The sequence below is a fragment of the Bacillus sp. OV166 genome (assembly GCF_900177675.1).
GTDB lineage: Bacteria > Bacillota > Bacilli > Bacillales > Cytobacillaceae > Neobacillus.
On record NZ_FXWM01000002.1, the window covers coordinates 435,204 to 458,461 of the forward strand.

At 36.0% G+C, this 23,258-nt stretch carries 19 protein-coding genes and 3 pseudogenes; 10 read left to right on the forward strand and 12 right to left on the reverse strand.

Translation table 11 applies throughout. From position 1 onward, the window contains the following. Nucleotides 1–68: 68 nt before the first annotated feature. A pseudogene (locus tag CCK98_RS33940) lies at nt 69–1,231 on the forward strand (IS3 family transposase). Between the two features lie 103 nt (nt 1,232–1,334). Here the strand turns inward: CCK98_RS33940 and CCK98_RS33945 are convergent. Beyond that, on the reverse strand, nt 1,335–1,685 hold the full coding sequence (locus CCK98_RS33945; RefSeq protein WP_088090958.1) for a DUF1980 domain-containing protein: 351 nt from the start codon (nt 1,683–1,685) through the stop codon (nt 1,335–1,337). 3 nt (nt 1,686–1,688) lie between these two features. Continuing rightward, on the reverse strand, nt 1,689–2,702 hold the full coding sequence (locus CCK98_RS33950; RefSeq protein WP_088090959.1) for a permease: 1,014 nt from the start codon (nt 2,700–2,702) through the stop codon (nt 1,689–1,691). A gap of 535 nt (nt 2,703–3,237) precedes the next feature. On the opposite strand from CCK98_RS33950, the gene CCK98_RS33955 reads away from it, so the two are divergent. The 4 genes from CCK98_RS33955 (at nt 3,238) to CCK98_RS33970 (ending at nt 6,300) form a co-directional block, all read left to right on the forward strand. Then, the gene (locus CCK98_RS33955; RefSeq protein ID WP_088090960.1) at nt 3,238–4,047 is read left to right on the forward strand and encodes a metal ABC transporter ATP-binding protein; all 810 of its coding nucleotides are present in this window, start codon (nt 3,238–3,240) and stop codon (nt 4,045–4,047) included. Nucleotides 4,048–4,057: 10 nt separating this feature from the next. Further along, entirely contained in the window at nt 4,058–4,912 is an 855-nt protein-coding gene (locus CCK98_RS33960; protein WP_088090961.1) for a metal ABC transporter permease, read from the forward strand. A gap of 36 nt (nt 4,913–4,948) precedes the next feature. Continuing rightward, nucleotides 4,949–5,881 carry a metal ABC transporter solute-binding protein, Zn/Mn family gene (locus CCK98_RS33965; RefSeq protein WP_218780191.1) on the forward strand — a complete coding sequence of 311 codons (933 nt, stop codon included), beginning with the start codon at nt 4,949–4,951 and terminating at the stop codon, nt 5,879–5,881. 77 nt (nt 5,882–5,958) lie between these two features. Continuing rightward, nucleotides 5,959–6,300, forward strand: coding sequence for a transcriptional repressor (locus tag CCK98_RS33970; RefSeq protein WP_088090962.1), 342 nt, complete (start codon nt 5,959–5,961; stop codon nt 6,298–6,300). A gap of 793 nt (nt 6,301–7,093) precedes the next feature. Here CCK98_RS33970 and CCK98_RS36735 read toward each other — a convergent pair. The 3 genes and pseudogenes from CCK98_RS36735 to CCK98_RS33980 all read right to left on the reverse strand — a co-directional run bounded on the left by CCK98_RS36735 (nt 7,094) and on the right by CCK98_RS33980 (nt 8,711). Further along, entirely contained in the window at nt 7,094–7,252 is a 159-nt protein-coding gene (locus CCK98_RS36735; protein ID WP_256942633.1) for a YolD-like family protein, read from the reverse strand. 377 nt (nt 7,253–7,629) lie between these two features. Further along, nucleotides 7,630–7,743 (reverse strand): annotated as a pseudogene (locus CCK98_RS36740) (DNA alkylation repair protein); the annotation flags it as partial. 32 nt (nt 7,744–7,775) lie between these two features. Next, nucleotides 7,776–8,711: a metal ABC transporter substrate-binding protein gene (locus tag CCK98_RS33980; protein WP_088090963.1), complete on the reverse strand. Its 936-nt coding sequence runs from the start codon at nt 8,709–8,711 to the stop codon at nt 7,776–7,778. Between the two features lie 226 nt (nt 8,712–8,937). Here CCK98_RS33980 and CCK98_RS33985 point away from each other — a divergent pair, with 226 nt between their 5' ends. Together CCK98_RS33985 and CCK98_RS33990 are read left to right on the forward strand one after the other, a co-directional pair. Continuing rightward, a complete protein-coding gene (locus CCK98_RS33985; protein WP_088090964.1) occupies nt 8,938–9,945 on the forward strand; it encodes a permease in 1,008 nt (335 codons plus the stop codon). A gap of 10 nt (nt 9,946–9,955) precedes the next feature. Beyond that, entirely contained in the window at nt 9,956–10,894 is a 939-nt protein-coding gene (locus tag CCK98_RS33990; protein ID WP_088090965.1) for a TIGR03943 family protein, read from the forward strand. A gap of 265 nt (nt 10,895–11,159) precedes the next feature. On the opposite strand, the gene ltrA is transcribed toward CCK98_RS33990, so the two are convergent. Together ltrA and CCK98_RS34005 are read right to left on the reverse strand one after the other, a co-directional pair. Next, nucleotides 11,160–12,479, reverse strand: coding sequence for a group II intron reverse transcriptase/maturase (gene ltrA, locus CCK98_RS33995; protein ID WP_088085493.1), 1,320 nt, complete (start codon nt 12,477–12,479; stop codon nt 11,160–11,162). Nucleotides 12,480–14,051: 1,572 nt separating this feature from the next. Beyond that, nucleotides 14,052–14,630: a recombinase family protein gene (locus CCK98_RS34005; protein WP_088090966.1), complete on the reverse strand. Its 579-nt coding sequence runs from the start codon at nt 14,628–14,630 to the stop codon at nt 14,052–14,054. Nucleotides 14,631–15,034: 404 nt separating this feature from the next. On the opposite strand from CCK98_RS34005, the gene CCK98_RS34010 reads away from it, so the two are divergent. Then, nucleotides 15,035–17,962 (forward strand): Helicase associated domain protein, encoded by a 2,928-nt coding sequence (locus CCK98_RS34010; RefSeq protein ID WP_088090967.1) that lies wholly within the window; start codon nt 15,035–15,037, stop codon nt 17,960–17,962. A gap of 453 nt (nt 17,963–18,415) precedes the next feature. On the opposite strand, the gene CCK98_RS34015 is transcribed toward CCK98_RS34010, so the two are convergent. The 4 genes from CCK98_RS34015 to CCK98_RS36745 form a co-directional block, all read right to left on the reverse strand. Next, complete coding sequence (locus tag CCK98_RS34015; RefSeq protein ID WP_218780192.1) at nt 18,416–19,027, reverse strand: hypothetical protein; 612 nt, start codon at nt 19,025–19,027, stop codon at nt 18,416–18,418. Further along, nucleotides 18,997–19,932, reverse strand: a complete 936-nt coding sequence (locus CCK98_RS34020) for a hypothetical protein (protein WP_088090969.1) — start codon at nt 19,930–19,932, stop codon at nt 18,997–18,999. The genes CCK98_RS34015 and CCK98_RS34020 overlap by 31 nt, the downstream gene beginning before the upstream one ends. Before the next feature lie 339 nt (nt 19,933–20,271). Further along, on the reverse strand, nt 20,272–20,508 hold the full coding sequence (locus CCK98_RS34025; protein WP_256942634.1) for a helix-turn-helix transcriptional regulator: 237 nt from the start codon (nt 20,506–20,508) through the stop codon (nt 20,272–20,274). Nucleotides 20,509–20,550: 42 nt separating this feature from the next. Beyond that, nucleotides 20,551–20,715, reverse strand: coding sequence for a hypothetical protein (locus CCK98_RS36745; protein ID WP_256942635.1), 165 nt, complete (start codon nt 20,713–20,715; stop codon nt 20,551–20,553). Between the two features lie 278 nt (nt 20,716–20,993). Here CCK98_RS36745 and CCK98_RS34035 point away from each other — a divergent pair, with 278 nt between their 5' ends. Next, nucleotides 20,994–21,428: a hypothetical protein gene (locus CCK98_RS34035; protein WP_088090970.1), complete on the forward strand. Its 435-nt coding sequence runs from the start codon at nt 20,994–20,996 to the stop codon at nt 21,426–21,428. Nucleotides 21,429–22,013: 585 nt separating this feature from the next. Here CCK98_RS34035 and CCK98_RS35930 read toward each other — a convergent pair. Continuing rightward, nucleotides 22,014–22,481, reverse strand: a complete 468-nt coding sequence (locus tag CCK98_RS35930) for a hypothetical protein (RefSeq protein ID WP_179196080.1) — start codon at nt 22,479–22,481, stop codon at nt 22,014–22,016. On the opposite strand from CCK98_RS35930, the pseudogene CCK98_RS36905 reads away from it, so the two are divergent. Next, a pseudogene (locus CCK98_RS36905) lies at nt 22,455–22,685 on the forward strand (hypothetical protein); the annotation flags it as partial. The gene CCK98_RS35930 and the pseudogene CCK98_RS36905 overlap by 27 nt on opposite strands. Between the last annotated feature and the right edge of the window lie 573 nt (nt 22,686–23,258).

Genomic DNA, 23,258 nt, shown 5'->3' on the forward strand with positions numbered 1-23,258 from the left:
TGAGACACGATAAAACACCTTCGAAATGGTACACTGAAATTAAGTACTAAAATCGGAGGTGTTTTTGCATGGGCAAAAACGTATATTCTAGTGAAACAAAATGGGCAGTGGTGAAGGATAAGATGTCAGGGGAGTTAACTAATCAAGAGATTATGGAGAAGTACGGAATTAAAAATGTCTCTCAGATAAAGACATGGATGAAATGGTACCGAGAGAATGAGATACATCGTTTTGATTAGCCGATTGGCAAACAATATTCGTACGGGCTTGGACCAGATAATGTGAGTGAAGAGGAAAAGAAAGATCGGCAATTTACTCACTTGAAACAGGAGAATGAAATCTTAAAAAAGTATTTGGAGATGGTAAAGGAGTTGAAAAACAAGTAGTCCTACAGATCGTTGAAAAGTTCCGTAAGAAGTACACGGTTACGGCGATTTTATCTGCCCTATCCTTGCCGCGTGCTACCTACTATCGGTGGGCAAAAGCGGGAAAGGACGTATTAACTAAAGAGGAAGAAATCATCATAACTATATGCCAGGAAACAAAATATCGATACGGGCACCGTAAAATAAAGGCTATGTTATATCGTGACTATAAGATTAAATTGAATCGTAATACTGTTCAACGTATTATGCAAAAACATTATTTGCAATGTCGTGTAAAGCCGAAACGAAAGTGGAAATCGCAGGGAGAATCCGTTGTTATTGCACCCAATATTTTAGAACGAGATTTCACAGCCAGTGCTCCAAATCAAAAGTGGGTCACCGATATTACTTACCTACAATATGGTCCATCTACGTTGTATTTGTCGACTATTGTGGACTTGTATAACAATCAAATTGTGGCATATAAGATATATGATCATCAACAGACTCCACTTGTGTTGGATACACTTAAAGCAGCTTTAATTGCACGTAGAAACCCATCCGGAGTCATCCTTCATTCTGATCAAGGAAGTGTATATACATCATATGCTTTTCAGAAGTTTGTGAAAGAGAGTAACCTGATTAGTAGTATGTCAAGACGTGGAAATTGTTGGGATAATGCAGTTATTGAGTCGTTTCACTCCAACTTGAAATCAGAGGAGTTCCAATATATTAAGTTCAACTCATTAAGCTTAAAGGACGTACGAAATCATGTAAATGATTACGTTAAACATTATAATGAAGAACGCATTCAAGAAAAATTAGGCTACCGAACCCCCATTGAATTTGGGAGTATGGCAGCCTAATAAGGGTGTTTTATCTCTGTCTCAAATGACTAGGCCAGTCTATGGAATCAGCTTTTTTGTTATTTAATAATGCTGTTCCTCTCTGCTCATTAGGAGAGTCATGCTATTTGAAAGGGACATGAACGGTATCAATAAAATCATTTAGGACAAGAGATAGTATGATCACAAAAATGAAAAAAGAAGATTTCATGATGATTATGAACAATGAAGAAGATGGATCACAAACATCACAATCGCAGTCCGCCCCATTTAAATCACTATTTAAAAGACGGAAAAAACCGATTATAAAAAGACTTACCATAGCAAACAACATAAAAAGAATCATCTTGGGTTCCAGTATTATCAAGATTTTTTTTGATACATATAGCTTAAAAATCACTAAACTAAAACCAATTAAAAGAATTCCCTGTAGTTCGTTGTTGAATTGCCAAATAGGAACCTGCTTTTCTTTCATTCTTTAACCTCCATTTATTAGGTGGCCAGCCAACAATGAGAGGCCAAATACTGTTATAGTTATGACAAGAAAATAGAGCAGTACAAAGCGAACTTTGAACGAAGATAACATAACAAATACATTCTTTAAATCCAAAATTGGACCATAAACTAAAAAACCTAATACTGCACCTGGAAGAAATACATGACCTAGAGAAGCCGCAACAAATGCATCCGCTTCTGAACAAAGTGACAGAATGAAGGCAAACGCCATCATCATAATCGTTGAGTTTACAGGTTCTTTTGCCGTTTCAATAAGCATGGATTGCTGAACATACACTTGAGCAATACCTGCAAGAAATGCACCGATTATAAATACCTTACTCACTGCATAAAATTCCTGGCAAGTATGATGCAATACCCCCTTTAACTTTGAAGCCCCTCTGTTTTGATTTAATGGCCTCTGCAGAGTCAAATCTTCCGTATTAAATTTCAGAATATTTGTTTTGTTGAAACTAACATAAATTACTGTTCCTGCAATAAGAGCTGTCATTACACACAAAATAAATCGCCCGTAAAAAATTTCAGGCTGCCGTTGAAAGGCATAAAACGTAGAACCGAATACCACAAAATTCAAAATGGGTGCACCAATCAGAAGTACGGTACCGGCATGCACTGGCATACCCTTTTGAATCAACCTTCTGACCACCGGGATGATTGCGCATTCACACACAGGAAGGATGGCAGCTCCAATTAACGCAGTAATCATTGCCGGAATAGGCCTTTTGGGGATAAATCTCTGTATGATTTCTTCGGTTATAAATATTTGAATAACCGATGCCATTAATGCACCAATAATTATAAAAGGAAGTGCTTCAAGTAAAATACCAAGAAAAACAACAAATACAGTCCTCCATTCACCTTGAAAAATGACACCTATGATTTGAAGGGATTCATCATTTCCAAAGAAAAAAAGATACACAATTAACAAAAATAGACCGTATAGGAATATGTCCTTTATGTGAGATGAAATTGTCATATATAGCTCCTTTAAACCGAAATAATTACGATTTAATTTTATGCTTGTCTACTTTGTTACATTCTTGTTTTTCATTTTTGAGCCAAACAAAAAAGGCTTTCACCTTATCATAACTTTTTGTACTTACTTAGCCGTATTTATTCCCAGGCAAAACGTGGTGTTGTGTTTTTGCTAAGTGCTTTAATAACAAATTTTTAGATACAAGAGTAATTGTGGAGATCAAATGTTCGATTATTGTTATATTTCCAGTTTTCGAAGAGATTTAAAGCTCTCCCTGCCACCGCCCCTTAAGAAAGTAATATCTCTGCATTCTCCCCTATTCAATTCTACATATTTTTGAAGAAAATCTAAGAATAAGCGGGAAATTAGGAGAAAAACATTACTTTATTGTTAGGAAAAGAATCGTTGGGTTTGCTTCCAGAAACTGTTGACAATCTAATTCGTAATCATTACTATTATTAAAGTATAAATCGTAATCGTTACGAATAACTTTTATTCTAATCTTTGAATCTAGTGTTTGAAAGGAATGGATTAAGTGAAAGATGCAATTACACTTGAAAACGTGAATGTCCACCTTGGAGGAGAATGGATTCTTCGAAATTTGTCATTCAACGTGGCCTTTGGAGAATTTATGGGAATTATCGGTCCAAATGGAGCAGGTAAGACAACATTACTGCGGGTGTTATTAGGAATGATTCAACCACAGGATGGAACGGTGAAAGTAGGTGGGAAAAATATTAAGTCTGCGGGATCTCCTTTGATTGGGTACGTTCCTCAATCGCGTCAGATTGATCCTGAAACTCCCATTCAAGGGAGAGATTTTGTAAGCTTCGGATTGCAGCATAAATATAGGCCATGGCTAACAAAGCAAGACCGGATACTGGTAGAAGAAGCTTTACATTTGACAGATTCAGAAAATTATGCAGATAAACCACTTGGTAAACTTTCAGGTGGCGAGAGACAACGACTATTTTTAGCACAAGCACTACTTCGAGACCCCAAGGTGTTATTACTCGATGAACCGACCTCTAACCTTGATCCCGGTGCTCAAGAAAACCTTGCAGCTGTCGTTGAACGAGTCAACCGGGAACGCGGAATCAGTGTGGTATTTGTAAGTCATGATGTGAATTTAATCTCTAAATATGCTCATCAAATCTTGTACTTAACACGGGAACAATATGTAAAAGGAACAGTTGAAGATGTGATGCAACCTGAAGTATTAACGAAGTTATATGGTGTACCGGTTGAAGTGACAAGGCCCGGAACAAAGTTTCTGATGTCCTCTCCTAATATAATGGAACCTGTCACCCCCATCTGCGTTCATCCACATCCGGAAGTTTCTTAGGAGGTAAACGATGTTTCAATATGATTTTATGCAACATGCTTTTGTAGCGGGAACGTTAGTTGCGATCATGTGCGGTGTAATTGGGGTCTATGTCATTGCAAGAGGCGTATCATTCATTGCCCACATGTTCTCAGAAATTGGATTCGCAGGAGCGTCGTTCGCAATTTATATGGGTTGGAACCCATTAAACGGTTTACTGCTTTTTACCACTGCTAGTGCATTGACAATTGGGCAATTGGGTACTAAAGTGTTCCGAAGAGATCTCACCATAAATGTAATTATAAGTATTTTTCTTGGACTTGGACTGCTTTTCTTATCCTTATCCACAAAGAATGCTTCAGCTGCATTTTCTATTCTCTTTGGTAGTGTGTTAAGTATCAGCACCCAGCAAGTTTTAGAGGTCTTAGGTTTATCCATCGGGGTATTGGTTTTGCTTTTAATAGGGTTTAAGATGTTAACCTTTGATTCCTTTGATCCTGTGGGGGCTGAGGCTGCAGGTTTGCCTGTTCGAGGAATTTCAATTTCCTTCTTGCTCATTCTCTCGATTGCAGTGGTTGGCGCTGTACAAATTGTAGGTGCCCTTCTTGTATTCACCCTGATGACCACGCCCGCAGCAGCAGCTCGTCATTTAAGCCAAAAGGTATCTCGTATGATACTGTATTCTGTTCTCCTTGCTGTGGTTGGATTATGGTTGGGGCTAGTTATTGGATATTATACAAATCTACCAGTCAGTTTCTTTATTACTGCTATACAAGCAATCTTTTATTTTGCTGCACTAGGTTGGAGAAACTATCATGAGCGGATACGGACGAAAGAGTCATTAAATGAGACCAGTCAAAAGAAATTAACATCTAAAATAAGTTAATTAAGGAATAAATATCTTAAATAGAGGAGAAATAACATGAAAAACAAAATTATGCAAAAAAAATGGTATTCACTCATAGCTGTAGGGTGTTCTGCTTCCCTTCTACTTCTGTCAGGTTGTGCTGATAATTCAAAAACAACAACTTCAGCACCAGCTACATCTGATACCAAAATTAAAATCGTTGCTGCTGAGAACTTTTACGGGGAAGTAGCAAAAGCTGTGGGCGGAAATCGTGTAGAAGTCACGTCGATATTGGATAATCCTAACGTTGATCCACATGATTATGAACCTACTGCTGATACATCCAAGTTAGTCAATGATGCGCAAGTAATCGTGTATAATGGAGCTGGTTATGATGCGTGGATGGATAAGGTTATCAAATCTTCATCTTCTGCCAAATCAAAATCTTCAATCCTAGTGGCTGAGGACATCATGGGGGTAAAAGAAGGAGAAAATGAACACGTTTGGTATGACCCAGCAACCATGCCTAAATTAGCAATCAAAATAGCAGATAAATTATCCAAACTGGATCCAACTCACAAGGAAGCTTTTAATCAAAGAGCACAATCTTATATAAAATCGCTTGATCCATTAAAAGAGAAAGTGCAAAAACTAAAGCAAGAATCTGCAACTAATATTGATGTTTCTGAACCAGTCTTTGACTATATGGCTAAAGCTTTAAACCTAAAGGTTAATAATTCAAAGTTTGCTAGAGCAATCGATGAGGGTACCGATCCTGCTCCATCGGATATTGTTTCTTTACAAAACGATTTAAAAGGAAAGAAAGTTCAATTATTTGTCCATAATATTCAAAATTCCACCCCGGTGGTAGATAATATAGTGAAACTTGCAAATTCCAATGGTACGCCAATTGTAAAGGTAACGGAGACTGAGCCAAAAGGGAAAAATTATCTGCAATGGATGATGGATCAATTGGACGATGTTGCTAAGGTACTAGACAAAAAGTAACTTGGAGATGGTTAAATAAATGTGAATGATGCTCTACACCTGTTAAGGGTAAAGGGTACACTGGTAAAAGGGAATTGATGGTACATCGTATTTATTATAAAAAACGCTATATGTCTGCAAAGGAAGTATTGGGAGTTATGCAAAATGATTATCCAAACCTAAGCTTTCATACCATTTACCGGAATCTATCCCTATTTGAGGAACTTGGGATATTGGAATCGACGGAATTTGAAGGCGAAAAACTTTATCGTTTTGCTTGTTCGGATGAACATCACCATCATCATATTATTTGTACCATATGCCGGAAAACGATATCCTATGAGGGGTGTCCCATGAATACTATATTTAATGTACCAGATGGATTTGAGATTACAGGACATAAATTTGAAGTTTATGGTTATTGTAAATATTGTGCTTAGTAGATAAAAACTAAATCGAGTAGGAGAAGGTGATTTACACCCGACCTCTCACAGCACCCTACGTACCGTTCTGTATACAGCGTTCCATTCAGATTAAGGCAGAAATTCATAATTAATATATTGGCTTTACGGCTCTCGATAACTTGAGTATCAGTTATCGAGGGTTTTCTGTAAGATTGAGCTACAGGCGATTCTCCAATATTTCTTTTTGTAGTTCCTCCTTTCGTATGCTTTGGATTCGGGAACACATTAGTCCAATTAGTTTCCTAAACTCTCGTCTTAAATTTCTTCGACTGTTTCAATACACATTCGAAACCTTCTTCTTATCCATTGATCAAATCTTTGATTTTACTATGTGTATTGGCTAAGGCAAAGTATCCGCGCCATCCCGTTATAATAGCGGTTTAACATTTAAATTCATACTTATTAAACGCTTTATGTTCATATTTAGAAAATATTATAAAAGCTTCCTTGCTACTCTCTCCATCATTAGTTTCTAGTATTAAATTATAAACTACTTCTCTCAAGTCTTTATATTATATAGAGATGCTACTCCGTTACTTGAATAAGGAAAAAGCCACCGCAAAGTGGCACCGGGATCTTCAACTCTTGCACCTTATAGTTTAAGTACATTCTTCACAAACTTACTTTTTATATAATAAAAGAGTGTGCCATTAGCTTACTGATATGACCGCTAGTTTACCACATTGAATAAGGAATATTACCGGCCCAAAATTATTCAGATACCAACAGTTTTTCTTCTATACTGGGCTTTCAGTTAGGATTATTCCTTTTAATCTAAAACAGCCACTCCGATTACATCCTCAAATGCCACCGGTTTGAATTCGCCTGGCTTCACCTCGACCTGGAGCTGATGCGTTATCGGATTAATGGAATGAATTTGGCCAGTCATTTCCTTTGTAAAGCCATCCGACCATACCGTTAGTTTCACTGCCAAGAGTATTCCATTGCATATGCAATGTTATGGTCAAATTCCTCCGTTTCGAATTCATCTAAAATCAGCTTTGCCATACGCTCTTGATCCTAAAACATTTCTCGCTGCATTTCAAATGCTAACGGCATGAATGATGCCGGCTGCAATTTAATTTTCCTCGGTCACGTATTGCCATTTAGGTTACCTCCTTCATTTCATCACCCTTATTATACACAAACAAATGTTCTGTATCATACAAAAATAAAAAACGCCTGGTTAGGCGTCAAAAACTGCTCTTCTATAACTAAAGCACCCTTTAGTTCAATAAGAAAAGCAATCCTTATTTAAGAATCTCGCTCGATAATTGAAGATAGTTCGCGATGCGAGGCTATTGTTTAACATCTTACATATTTGCGTTTGAAACCAAGCTGACCTTTATCTACTTCCTTTTGAATACTTTCAGAAGCGAGTAAGAAACTGCTTTTTTTCTTGTCCCGTTTGACTTCTACTTAGGATATATTACCCTAGCGTCATAGGAGTATTACTCTAAAATAGATAGTTTTAAGGCCTCAAGATTTTTTTTCATAACATCGATAAAGTCTAATCCTTTTTCTTGCTCTTCTTTAGTTAATCCTTCTAATGGATTTAAAACTTCAGTTTTAGCACCTATTTCATTAGCTAACGTTTGTGCCACTTTAGAAGAAGTAAGTCCCTCAAAATAAATTACCTTTACATTTTTCTTCTTCGTTACTTCCGCTAATTCTTTCAATTTCCCTAGGGTTGGTTCTACATCTGGGGATAATCCTGCTATCGGGATTTGAGCTAAACCGTATTGTTTTGCTAAATATCCAAATGCTGCATGTTGTGTCACAAATTCTTTTTTCTTCGCCTTATCAATTGTCTCTTTGTATAAGCGATCTAAATCAGCAAGTTGGGATTTAAAATCTACTGCGTTATTTTCATACTGTTTTTTATTGTTTGGATCTAGCTGTTCTAGAGCCTTAGCAATAGTATCGACCTCCTGCTGGGCTAACACAGGAGAAAGCCAGACATGTGGATCTTTTGAAGATGCATGAGAATGATTTTCATCCTCTGATTCTAGTGCATTCATCAATTCGATCCCCTTTGAAGCCTCTACAACAGTTAAATTTGAATCATTAATACTCTTAAGTACTTTTTCAGTCCAACTTTCAAAGTAACGGCTATTGTAGATAAACATATCTGCGTCTTGAATTTTAGCCATATCCTTTGCAGTTGGCTCCCAATCATGTGGTTCTGCACCGTTCGGTATTAATAACTCAACATTTGCTGAACTACCAGCCACTTTTTGGGTAAAATAATACATTGGATAGAACGTGGTGACAATTTGTAATTTTTTTGTTCCTTCACTAGCCTTTTCACCCTTTGTCTGCGCAGCATTGGAACAGCCACTTATCACCATCAGAAAAATAATTATAGGGCATAGTAGTCTTTTCATGGTCTATTTCCCCTTCCAAAAATATTCTTTAATTAGGAATTATTACGATTTAAAATGAATAATTATTTCGTATAATAACAGTTTATTAGATTTAACAAATCGTAATTGTTACGAATTGTATCTTATAACGATTAATTATTTATGTCAATATCAAATTTAATGAAATTATCTCACTGAGGTGCATATCAATATGATAGGGACGATAGATTTAAGGAGGTATATTTGTATGACCTATTTAAATAAGCTGCTAAAGGATTGCTTATGTATACTACTATTTTGTTTTTTCATGTTGCTCTTTCTTTTTGGAGAGGAAATAAAAAACATATCTTTTTTTAATAGAATCCCAAGTTCTTTTTTTAATATAAATACGATTTTCCTAAGTATTATTTTAGAAGCAATTCCTTTTATTTTGTTAGGAGTCTTTGTATCAGCAATTATTCAATCATTTGTCTCCGAAAATGCAATCCGAAAGATATTGCCTCGTAATGCCTATCTAGCCGTCATACCAGCTGGATTGTTAGGGGTCATCTTTCCTATTTGCGAGTGTGCCATCATTCCTGTTGTTCGCAGGTTAATTAAGAAGGGAATGCCTTCGCATGTTGGCGTTGTCTTTATGCTAAGTGCTCCGATTATAAACCCTGTCGTCTATGCTTCCACCTATTTCGCTTTTAAAAGTACACCCTATATTGCAAATGCCAGGATGCTTGTAGGGTTTATTAGTTCTATCATCATTGGATTAATCATTTACCGACAATTTAAGGGGGAAAATATCTTAAAAACAAAAGAAGAAGGTCATCATCATGAACACCATCACCATCATCCAAAAGGAAATAAATTCCTAGAAACGTTATACCATGCCAGTGATGAATTATTTGATACTGGAAAATATTTATTCATAGGAGCGTTCCTTGCAAGTCTATTTCAGGCTTTCTTAGACCGCAATATCCTCTTATCCATAGGGACAAGCACAAGCTTGGCACCAGGAGTTATGATGGGCTTTGCCTATGTCCTTTCAGTGTGTTCTTCAGCAGATGCCTTTGTAGCTTCTTCATTCGGTTCTACCTTTACGGAAGGAGCACTTCTTGCTTTTTTAGTCTTTGGACCAATGATTGACATAAAAAACACCTTAATGTTATTCGCCTATTTTAAGAAAAGATTTGTCTTATTTTTACTGTTGGTAACGCCAATTGTTGTTTATTTATCTGTCTATATCTTTCAGCTATTTTTTATCTAGGGGGTGTACGATGAAAAAGACAAAAGCAGTACATGATTTCTCCTTCCATCATCTTATCAGGGGAATCATTCTAATTGGGTTTATGTTACTCTTATTTAAATTGCTTCTTACAAATAACATCTCTCTTTTGATCGCACCTAAAATGCTTCGTTTTATTTACTTCACTCTATTTGTATTACTTATTTTAGGAATTCTTTTGATCATTAGAGCAACTTCGGAACAGAAACATTCTTATCATTGTGAATGTGACGGTGAACATTCCTACCCAACTTCAATAGGGAAAGGTCTATTTCTATATCTATTATTTATTATCCCTATAACCACGGGCTTTCTTTTCGGAAACAATGTGTTGGATAGCTCTGTGGCGATGAACCGAACCATCAAACTTGGATCGAGTTCACAGGACACTAATCAAATCAAGACTGTTAAAGGCAATGAAAAATCAGAAAAAACAAAATCTACTTCTGATACCAATAAAACCAGTTTCACAGCAGATACCAAAAATAATCTCGATAATCAACCTGAGCCTTTAACTATAAAGGAATACGACAAATTAAAAAATGACATGGTCCAGACAAAGAAAATAAATATTAATGATCAGCTTTATGTGCCAATGATGACTATCATTCAAGACAATCTTCCAAGTATGATTGGTAAAACTGTTTCCACAAAAGGGTTTGTTTATAGAGAAAAGAATTTCATGCAAAATCAAATCATAGTTGCTCGATTTGGAATTTCTTGTTGTGTTGCAGATGCATCAGTCTATGGAATTATGGCAAGTGGTAATGTAGCAACCTTACCGAAAGATAAATGGGTACAAGTAACTGGAACGATTGAGCAAACCCAATATGATGGGGGTACTATTCCAACTATTAATATAAAGCAGATTTCAAAAATTGCTGCACCAAAGCAGCCATATGTATTTGATGTAGGAATTAAGATTGAGTAATCACAATATTATTTGAAACAAAAAATTAATTGCCTGATCAATACCTGTTAAATAATGTTAACTAGTATTATCAGGTTTCTCTATTTATTTAAACATTAATGTATATTTCGCATGTCCTTCTTAAACTAGTCGAGTAGAAGGGAGCCTTTCTACCTTGCGGTAGATGTACTCCACCCTCCGGGTAGAAAAGTTGCCCAATTGGCGACTCAAACCCCCACAGAACCCGGCGTGCGGATTTCCCGCACCGGGCTCTTCAGAAATTGCTTCACAGTTTCGCGTACATTTTTAATTCCGAAAATGGAATTGAAAGTTTAGGACGCTTTAGAGGAAAAAACGACTTAATCTTATTGAACTTTTCCCACGTTATATAGCTCTTTTGGCTTCTACTACTTAACATTCTTCTCCAATAACGTTCCGTAATTTTATAGATTTTTGTTATTGACCGAAGATTGCCAGCCATACCATAGTAATTGTAATGACCTCTAAGAATTTGATTTATCTTCTCAACTTGGTCTTTTATAGACCAATGTCTGATAGTACGAAGTACTTCTTGGATTTTATTTACACTTCGCTTAAATCTGGTCTTCTCGGTTTTCCTACCTACCATGAAATTACCCTTACGGTTTTTTGTACAATAATGTGTAAAACCTAGGAAATAGATCGTTTCTAATTTCTTTCCTTTTTGCAGGGCATGTTTACTGGCAAACCGTCCAAACTCTACTAACCTAGTCTTATTAGGTTCAAGCTCTAATGAGAATTTCCTTAATCTTTTCACAAGGACTTTCCCAAACCTTATTGCATCTGAACGATATTGAAAACACACTACAAAATCATCGATATATCTTATTAGATATGACTCTCCTTTGAGTCTTGGTTTTATTGCTTTCTCAAACCACAAATCCAATACATAGTGAAGATAAATGTTACTTAATAGTACACTAATTGAACCACCTTGCGGTGTTCCAGTTTCACTGGCATAAATATCCTTACCTTCCATTACACCTGCTTTTAACCATCTTTTAATCAGACTAATAATTCTAGGATCACCAATCCTATGTTGCACGAATTTAATTATCCAATCATGGTCTAAGGTTCCAAAGAAGTTCTTCAGGTCGGCTTCCAGCACCCAGCTAACTTTCTTCCCTGAAATAATCTCATTAAGGGTAGCTAAGGCATTATGTGCTCCCCTATTTGGCCTACCACCGTATGAACAATTTAGAAAGTCTTGTTCATAAATTGATGAAAGTACCGTTGCTGTACTTCTTTGTAAAGCTCTATCTGCCACCGAAGGTACTCCGATCGGTCGTTTTTCTACTTTCCCAGGTTTAGGTATCCAGACCCTTCTTACTGCTGGAGGTTTATAGCTATGTCTGTAGATTGAATTCATCATATCTCCAACCCAATTTTCAAACTCAATTATAGCCATATCCCTTGAGGTACCATCAATGCCAGGTGAAGTGTTCTTTGGCATATGGTTTAAACTAGTCCAAATCAACTCTTTTGTAATGTGATGTGCTAATGATGTAAATTGTAGTTTTTCATCTTGTTGAGCTTTTACTGCTATTCTCTCTAATCCTGTTGTCATGATTGGTTTCTCCTTACTTTGAATTAAGGACCGAAATCTTCCATTGAATGAAGCTCATGTTTCCTTAGATTGATTCAATTTCCGCTAACCGCTTCCCCATGTAATAGGCTCTCCCTATCTCAGAGTACTATCAGTTAGTAAGACTTCCAATAAACCATCGAATTCTCCTTGCTTTGTGGGCTTGTTGAATTCTTATCTATATGTTATAGAAGTTTATTGGATCTCCCTTGTTCCCAAAGGAATCCATTGATGACATGCCGTAGGTACGAATCCCGGGAGTAACGATAATACCCTTGCCTATAGCGGTTATTTCATTGTTGCCTTCCCCATTGAGAGAAAAGGTCGGCTACTCCACATCACGTTTAATTTCGGGACTAATTATCCTTTTCACTTTATTCCGGCCTGCCATCTTCCTGTCTACGCTTCGCAGTACACGTTACCGTGTACCACGCAAGACTCGGTACAAGACTGCTGGCTAAGCATTATCTAGACGACTATCTCAAGTCGTATGTATTCCTTGAGCTTTCAAGGCGCAACCCTCACAGAACCGTGCTTGCGCTATTCACGCACACGGCTCCTCCTAGTTACCATTCATAAAATGTAGCTAATCTCTTAGATTCAGATTTTGCTAATTCTGCTATCCTTAGTAGTTTTGTTTCCATTTATCCCTACCTCTGAGTGTAGTAAATGTTTCCCTAGTAAGGGCGATAACTGGTAGCTAGCCTTTCCTCCATCGGCATTACCCAACTTCATTGGTACTACGCTGCTATCCGACTCCCTACACAGCATTTGGTTTCCTTGCTTTTTATCGCTTGTACACCATACTCTTCTAACAAGAAAAGACCGGTAGGGTCTCCCGAGTTGCCGTATCATATCGATGTGTAACGTGCCAAGGTCTCTGACTCCAGAGAGGTTTTATCCATCTTGCCCTTAACGAAGGATAAAATGTAGCTTTCTGCTGCAGGTAAGGCATCAGCCCTCTCGATTTACTAACATTATGGAGCTCAATCCCTTCAACCATTTGGCTTTCGGCCCGCCGTCGGGTAGAAAACAAGCGCGCGCAATCAATTATGATTCACGTTTCTTGTAGCCCCCCTACGATCCCGGACGGTCGGTTTTCCCGAGTCCGGTTCTGACCTTGGATTAATCACCTACAAGCCTTCCCATACAACCGCAGGATTAAATGTCGGTACACATATTCCCCCATCATTTGTAGGTTTACTTGTAAGCTAGTTTAAACATATTTTATAGCTCAGAGTCTATAATGCTCAAACATTCCAAGTGCCCAGAGGTCCTTTGCCCTATCAAAGGTGTTACCTTGATAGAAGTGTAATTTCCTTACACTTAAGAAGGCATTACCCTCCCCTAATTGCTACTACGACCTCATGCGCCAATCCTAAATCATCCTACCATTTTCTATTAGCCTCTTATATGATAGGTCTTTATTGGTTAGTACCTTTCCAATTTGAAGTAGGACCTTCCCGTCGTTATCTCTGAAAATCTTTCCCCAGATGCCAGAACCCATACCCCGGCTGCTCTGTCCCCTCTACAAGCTCAATATTTAATATACAATTAATCCTCTGCTTCAGCCTCTCCCTTTGCTTTTGAATAAATAGTTGACCGTGGTACACCTGTTTGTTTTGATATGTCATTTACGCTCAATCCATTCTTTTCACGTTCCGCAAATAGCTTTAATGCTCTTTTTATTTCTTTTGTGTCCTGCCCTTTCCTTCCTAAATGTTTACCTTGTTCCTTTGCCCTCTCTCTACCTTCTTTGGTCCGTTCATTGATCAAATCCCTTTCAAACTCTGCAATAGCGCCCAACATGGTAAACATTAGCTTCCCAGCAGCAGTTGAAAAATCAATCTGTTCTTTAATGAAAACAACACCTATCCCCTGTTCTTGCAAGGCGTGAACGATATTATGTAAGTCTCTCGTTGATCTGGCCAAGCGGTCAATTTTGTAAACGACAAGCTTGTCACCTGGCCTTAAATATTCCAACGCTTTTTTGAGTTCTGGCCGCCCGATATTCTTGCCACTTTTCTTTTCGTAGAAAATCTTTGTGCAACCATGCTTTTTTAGTTGTTCAACTTGGAGAGAGTAATCCTGGTCCAAGGTACTTACCCTTGCATATCCAACTGGTTCATTCATTGTTCTCACTCCCGTCTAAAAGATATATAACTTCTTACACATTAATTATATACTAATTTTTAGACGATTAATACACATAAGAAAGTGTAATGTACTAAATTTTATGCAATGTCCAAAACTTACAACTTTTAGACTGACTCCATGACTTTTTATTTGCTTAAGCATCGCCCGCAGGCTTAAGCCTGCCTTCATAGCCTTCAAGGTTATTGGTTCAAATATTAAGAATCGAATGAATAAATCAGGCAAATTAATGAAAGGGACTTTTTTACATTATCAGAATGATTAAGGGGGTTCATTAAATGGAAGGTCTTATCAATAATCCTTAACCATATTTTTTTGAACATTATTCTTTAAGGATTGTAAAAGCGTATGCGTTGTTGATATAACAAAAAGGGAGGGAAAATATGAAAAATTTGATAAAACTTACAAAGGAAAAGAAATGCGATGAAATAAAGCATTATCTTGAAAATATAGATAAAAACAAAAAAGGTGCAATATTTGAAGAGTACTTAAAAGAATTATACATCGGTAACGGTTGGATCGCAGTGCGAAAAGGTGGTAAAAACGATGCTGGTGCTGACATTTTATTGTATCATCCAAAAACACCTCTAGAAGTTTCTATGGTCATTCAAGGAAAAAATCAAATCCGCCCACTTTCATTTGATGACACACGTACCGAATTAAGAAAATTTGAGGAAGAAGCATCTCTAAAGTATGATTGCAAACAATACGCATTGATATCAATCAATGGATTTGTATCAGAAGCAGAAAAGTTGAATCCATTCAATATGCGTTTGGACAACTGGGAGAAAGTGAAGGAACTAATTAATGGGTATGACCCAATCAATAAAAAAGAGCCTGAGATCGATTTATATAATCATAATCAGTTAGCTTATCAAAATATGAAAAAGATGTGGATTGAATCAAACAGGGTTGCTGTTGTTCAAGCTACAGGTACCGGTAAAAGTTTTTTAATAATAAAAAGTCTGTCTGAAAGTTTAGAACAGAATAAGCTTGTTTTAGCACCTTCTCATTTTATTTTAGAAGAGATACAGAAAAATGCAGCCTGGGCGGTGGGCAATACATTGTTTATGACCTATTCGAAAGCAATGGGGTTAACAGATGGTGAAATCAGGAAGCTCAATATTTCGTTATTGGTTTTGGACGAATTTCATAGGTGCGGGGCGGAACAGTGGGGAAAAGGTGTCAATCGAATTTTGAACTTTTATCATGATTTCAAGGTATTGGGTACATCAGCAACACCGATAAGATATTTGGATGGTTCAAGAGACATGTCTCTTGAGTTGTTTGATGGGAATGTAGCTAATGAATTATCTTTACCACAGGCAATCATAAAAGAAATACTACCCAAACCAACATATATATCAGCGCTTTACACACTAGATGAAGAGATTGAAGATTTGAAAGAAAAAATTGATAAGTCAACAAATTCGATTAAAGAAAAACAAGATTTGCTTAATGAAATTCATTTGTTTAAGGCGGATTGGGAGAAGAGTAACGGAATCCCCAATGTTTTAAAAAAATACATACGTATGGATGTTAATAAATTTATTGTGTTTTGCGAGGACAAGGCTCATCTTGAACAGATGGAATGGATTGTAGAAAAATGGTTTAAGGAAGCCGGGTTTAACAAAAGGATAAAAAAGCATCGAGTAATCAGTGGAGAATCTTGGGCTAAAGAAGAATTGCAACAATTTCAAAACGGTAAAAATAAGAAAACTTTTTACTTGTTGTTTGCTATTGATATGTTGAATGAAGGTCTTCATGTTGATGATGTTGATGGCGTGATTTTACTTCGACCAACCGAATCACCGATTATCTTTTATCAGCAATTAGGACGTGCACTACAGACTGGAAAAGTTAATAATCCATTAATTTTTGATCTTGTTAATAATTTTAGAAATATAAGGGCGAATGATTTTACAAATGATTTGGAAAAAGAAAGAAAAAAAGAAAATGAAATAAGAAAACTTCTTGGTTTATCAACAAGCACACATAGCTATTTAATCTTTGACGAAACAAAAGAAATAATGGATTTATTTAAAAAAATTGAGAAAGAATTAAAAGATAATTGGGATGAACGGTACGAAGAACTAATTCTATATAATGATCGTCATGGAAATTGTTTAGTACCTGAAAGGTACAAAGAAAATCCATCGCTGGGTATATGGGTAAGAAAGCAAAGAGATAACTACAAAAACGGGGTATTATCTCTCGAAAAAGTTGAACGGTTAAATGAACTGGGATTAGAGTTGAATTCCATCAGATGGGAAGAAATGTACCAAGAATTAAAAACATTCCATGACGAAAAAGGTCATTGTTTAGTCCCTCAACGATATAAAGAAAATCCTTCATTAGCTAAATGGGTATTGGGACAAAGACAAAATTATAGCCAAGGAGATTTGTCTCAAGAAAAAATTCAACGGTTAAATGAACTTGGGTTTGTATGGGGGCGGGGGGATCTCAAGAAAATAAATTTGGAGGAACAGTGGGAAGAAAAGTATCAAGAATTGTTAGCATTTAAAGAGAAACATGGTCATTGCTCAGTACCTCAAGGATTTAAAGAAAACCCTTCCTTAGCTAGTTGGATATCAAATCAAAGAACGTACTATAAAACTGGAACATTATCTCAAGAAAGAGTCGAACGGTTAAATGAACTTGGGTTTGTATGGGGGCGGGGGGATCTCAAGAAAATAAATTTGGAGGAACAGTGGGAAGAAAAGTATCAAGAATTGTTAGCATTTAAAGAGAAACATGGTCATTGCTCAGTACCTCAAGGATTTAAAGAAAACCCTTCCTTAGCTAGTTGGATATCAAATCAAAGAACGTACTATAAAACTGGAACATTATCTCAAGAAAGAGTCGAACGGTTAAATGAACTTGGGTTTATTTGGGAAGCATTTGAAAATCAATGGGAAAAAAATTTCCAACAGTTGATATCATTTAAGGATAAATATGGTCACAGTTTAGTTCCCAAAGGATATAAAGAAAACCCTGCATTGGCTAATTGGATAGCAAAGCAAAGAATAAGCTATAATGATAGGACATTATCTCAAGAAAGAATCGAACGGTTAAATGAACTGGGATTTATTTGGGACAAACTTGAAAGTCAATGGGAAGAAAGATTCCGGGAGCTGACAGAATTTCGAAACGAAACTGGACATTGTTTAGTTCCCCATAGATATAAAGAAAATCCATCGTTAGGTAGGTGGGCAGGAACACAAAGAAATGACTATATAAAGGACAAGTTATCACAAGGAAGAATTGAACGGTTAAATGAACTTGGGTTTGTATGGGAAGTAAAAAAATGAATTAGTAAATGAGTAATATAAACTAGTAAATAGCTTGTGGAACGCACTCTTAAGAGTGCTTTTTTTCGTTGTTAACTGACTAAAAAAGACAAAATAAAAAGAGCCTTATAGCTCTTACCCCTAGTATCAGCCCTATCCTACGCTTGATACCACTGATGGCCGCGCTTGCCATCCAACCCAACTTTAGGTTTGTAGTCAATAACCTAAATCTATTTTTTTGAAAAAATAATAGATTTTTTGTTAACAGGTATTATATTTTAATAAAGAAGCATCAGTTAAATTAAAAGACCCCATTACGGGGTCTTTTTGTTTGTATTATATTCGAAACATTGGTTATAGACATTTTCAAAAGGAAAAAACTTATAGATCGGAAATTACCACGTATTGCTGAATCATTTCCATCAATACCTAATCACAAAAAAGCATCCTAATTTATATTTGTTGCGAAATTACTTACAATTGTTCACTAATAACTAAAGGAATAGTAAATTCATCCCTTTTTGAGTATTGTTCACATATAACAGATACCTTTATTTCAAATTCGCCTGATTTTACTGGAACTAATGTATATGATTCAATACATTTTCTTTTCCTTGTTTGAATTAATTCCTTACAATATACCGTAATCATATTCTTATTGTTAGAACTATAGAAAGTATCAGAAATAAGGTGTCCAGTAAGAGAAAAATTATCACCCATCACTATATTTGAATTTGGAGATTCCATTAATTTAGTAATACCATCAAGATAATGAACCGTAATCGCATTTCTTTGCTTTTCTGCTTTTTTTATTGGATTTTCTGTTAAAGATGGTTTATTTGGCTTTTTAAATTTTTCTTTATTAACGCTTAAAACCAAAACAGATTTTGGGAATTTAATTTCAACATAGATATTATTTGCCTTCATTTCCCCATCATTAGAAATAAGAATATCGAGGTCAACACCCATTAATCCAATCGTATTATATCGCTTTAATTCTTTATTATATTTATTAATCTTTTCTATATCTTCTTCAAGATTATCATTAAATACAGCTATATCCTCATTCGAAACAAACTTACGCAAATTTTCCGGTTTCGTAATAGTATAATTGATAATTCCCAAAAGCTCTCACTTGAAAGTCGATATACCTTAAATAGTAATTCAGTCCAAAAATGACGAATCAATGTACTTTGAGTTTTCAATAACAATAATTTATCTGGAAATACTTCTAGAAATCTTACAAGCACATCATTATCAGAAATTATGTACTCAAGAAAAGCATCATTCAATGTTCGATTTGGGGAATAAGCTATTTCATGCCAAAACTTAAACCCAATTTTACTTTTTTGATCATCTAAGGGAATATAATTATCTTCAATTTCTTTGTAAAATTCCGGTATTTCATTATTTTTCACAACCAGTGGTATCTCTTCAATAAGATGATTAAAATCAGTGCCTGGCTGAGTAAATCGTTTATCAAGATACAATGAATATTTGTTCAAAAGAGCTTCTTTCCCACCATTTACAACGAATTTAGAAAGATTAGATTCTAAAAAAAGCCAAAAAGTGTCTACATGACTGTATCCGATGATTGTATCTTTTGCATGCGCACATTCATTTCTTTTCTTTCTCCAATAAGGCATTTCATCAATTAAATCCATACTAATTAAAAATACTTTCCCTATACTACGATTTTCCTCTTGAATTTTATAGTTTTCTTGCGTTAGATCAAATACTTTTTCTTCCCACTTTTTATCATCTTTTAAGTCATTTCTAGCTTTTTGCCATACTGATTCATGTGGTATCAAAGATGGCATAGGACTTCTTAGTAAACGATCTCTTAGAGTCTTCATAAAACCTAAGTAAGACATTAAAAAAGAAGCTCGATATGCACCTACTCGATAACATATTATTGATTCATCAAAGAGAGTTAAAGCATCCTCAGAGACATCTTGTTGTTTTATCCATTTTTCAAAATGAATCTCCAAATACAGCACTCCAATCCTAACAAATTTTATTATTGTTCTTAGACTTTTGTTTAATAAATTAAGACTACTTTCCCCTTTTTATGCTACTACTATTTTACCATATTGGTAGATTTTGTGACTTATTTAGGACCCTGCCTTCCTTGACGTTTCCTTTCATAAAGTGCATGTATTTGTTTAGCAAAATGCACCCGTTTGAAATAAAATAAAAAACCAGGTTTCTCCGGTTTGTGTTTAAGAAATCCATTTGGAATTGTGATGATGGTTAATCTATACGACTAACAGGCTTAAGCCTGTAATATAAGCCTTAAGGCTAATACTTATGATTTGTTTCGGAGGAGTTTACATATCAAAAAAATCGTCTGCCCTTGCAGCTGGATCCACTTCACGAATTGCCCTCATAATCTTTTTAATCGTGGGGAGTGTAGGCGAATAATCATTATCGGATGAAATTTTACTAATTGTAGTCCTACTTATCTTCGTTTTACTCACCAACCACTCCTGAGAAATTCCTCGAACATCAAGCCATTTTCCTATTCTAGTTCGTGGTTTACCCCCAAATATATTTTCTTGTATCAAGAATCGGCATATTCAAAACAACAATGTCAATTTCTTCATCAATTAGTTTTTCCACTCGTTACGAATTTCTTCTTTGTTCCGACCAAACTGACTCAGATCGTGAACGACCAGCACATCCCCAAAACGCATTTCTTTGTAAACAGGTCTTGCAAAATCCTTCCCCGATTGTCTTTCTTGGTAAATTCGCTCAAAATCAAAATTCTTCAATTCTTTCAGCTGCCGCTCTAAATTCTGGTCCTTTGTACTGAATCACCTTATTAAAGAATTTCTCAATGTCTTATAAGACTTGTCTGCACACTACTTATCGTTGTAATGTGCATTTTTCTGACTTTACCAGAGTTTTAAGACAGCTAGCCAGTAGGGTTGAAGACTCATTGAATCCATTCATTATAGCTGCTTACTAGTACTTTTTTCTATTAATTTACCGTCTATTTCCATATAATTGGACATATAGTACTTTATAAACATATGAGGTGGGAATGAATTTGTATTATTATGCAGTTGATTATGCATGGATTAATAAATCATCTACAGGAATACATTATAAAATTGAGGGAGTTACAAAACATCCACATACGAAAAAAATAGTTTGTGAATGGGAATTTGAATTTGATGTTGATAAACCGCCTGAAGAAGCTCGGACAAATGTGAGTCATATACAAAACCTCACTTGGAATATATACAAACCTCTTGACAGTGGTATGAGAAACTTGGGGGATCCAGAATACTTCTTCGATCAATACCTTAAAAAACGATTATTTATGTATGCACACCGTGATAAACTGAAAATTGGTGTTAACCATTCACCTTCCAAACAAAACCCAGTACGACTCCCTAGTGACCGATATTACTCCCATTACCTTAAGGGAATAATAAACCCTAGTGACCCATATTACTCAGATTACCTTAAGGGAAATTAAAATTACACACAACAACAACAAGGACCTAATTTAGGCCCTTGTTTACATTTCATTTAGCTTTTTCTGGTGTTCTTCCTTCGATGTATGAGTGTAAATTGATATTGCTATGGCACGTATTAGTAAAGGGCGCAATTGTTGAATACTTAATCCCAATTTCCCATTTATATCACTGAGGAATTAGGATTTTTAATTTAAAATGAAAACGACCTAATTCAAACTTTTCTGATTAATCTTAGGTCACCTTTACAACTTTGAACTCTGGCTGCCTTCAGGCAGCCAGAGTTCGTTCACGAAGATATCTCACTAAAAGTGTTAAATTTAACTAGGCGAATAATATACATTATATTATTCATTTAAACTATCAAAAACCCATGTTAAACCCGTCATATAATGTTATTTTTTATCCCAATTTAATATGATTTTTAGGTCATTAAACTCGTCATATAAGTTAAGAGACGGAAAGAGTGCTAGAAGAATATATTATAAGTCTTTAGTAAAAGTTTAGAGATATTTTGCTGCTCTTGATAATAAATCAACAAGACCACGCACTCATTCTTTTAAATATGGGCTTGTAGACCTAGTTATTTAACCATTCACAAAAAGGGATATTACATAGGCTAAATCTAACATTATGTTTTTAAAATGAGGGGAATAGGCGTATGCACCAGTATTGGTATGTGAATTCAAAGGGGAGCGGGCAGCTATATAATAACCAAATTTCAGTACCACCATTATATTCACAGCCCCAAACACCCAAACTTGGAGGAATAAATAGTCTTGGGATTTCCGAGGGTTGGAGTGGTCGAGTCTATCCGGCTGGTTGGAAGAGTCCCGGGTATTTAAGGTGTTTGATCGTATGGAACAACCTGTTAATTGGACTTCTCCCGCCGGCCAAATGGGTTTGACAGTACAAGAGCCTTCTTTCGGTTGGACAACACCGGCTGACCATGAGAGCTTTACACCCCATGGACACAACGGGAATTCGATGCCGCCGGTTGAGCATGATGATTTGGAGGCGAAGGTGCAGCCGGCCATACGGGTTTCAACTCCCAAAAACAGCCCACTCCTTGGGCACAACCAATCAATTATGCGGGCATGTTCGCACAAGGACATCCGGCAAGTTGGGCTCCATCAGCTGGCCATGCGGGTTTCAATTCCCAAAAACAGCCCCTCCCTTGGGCGCAACCGGTCAATCATGCAGGGATGTTCGCACAAGGACATCTCGCCGCTTTGCTGCCGTCGACCGCTAATCCTTTTGGTGATCGTGATGGAGGAAGAAGTAGAGAAAATATTGTAGATTCCTTTATAAATAGATTTGGTATTGATGATATCCGAGCATTAGCTTTGGTTGATGCCTCCTTTTGTATGGATATTGGTACTTATTTAGTTTATAAACCCGAAGATGATAATGAGTTTCACGCTGAAATTCATAATTCTCCTGAAAAGGTCTCTTTAACCTCTTCTCAAGCAAGGAAACTAGCTGAACATTGTACTATAGTTTATCAATCATCTTAATTTTAAGCCCTCTCTAAAATGAGAAGGTTTTTTTATTTCGCAAATCTTTCACTAGGTATTTGTCAATTATTGTCTAATTTATAAGTTAGACAATAATTAGGAAGTGATACGATTTAACCATACTTTGCTTTTGATGTATTTCAAATATCCAAATATAATTATCGTGGTATTTAAAATTGATAAAATAACTCACTTTACTGGAGATTTAAACTATGAACATATATACACATGAAGTAGGCAACTTAACCTCTCAGGAAGCCCTTGAAAAATGCTTTCAATGTATCCTCCAATAACTTCAAATATTCCTAATTGGAT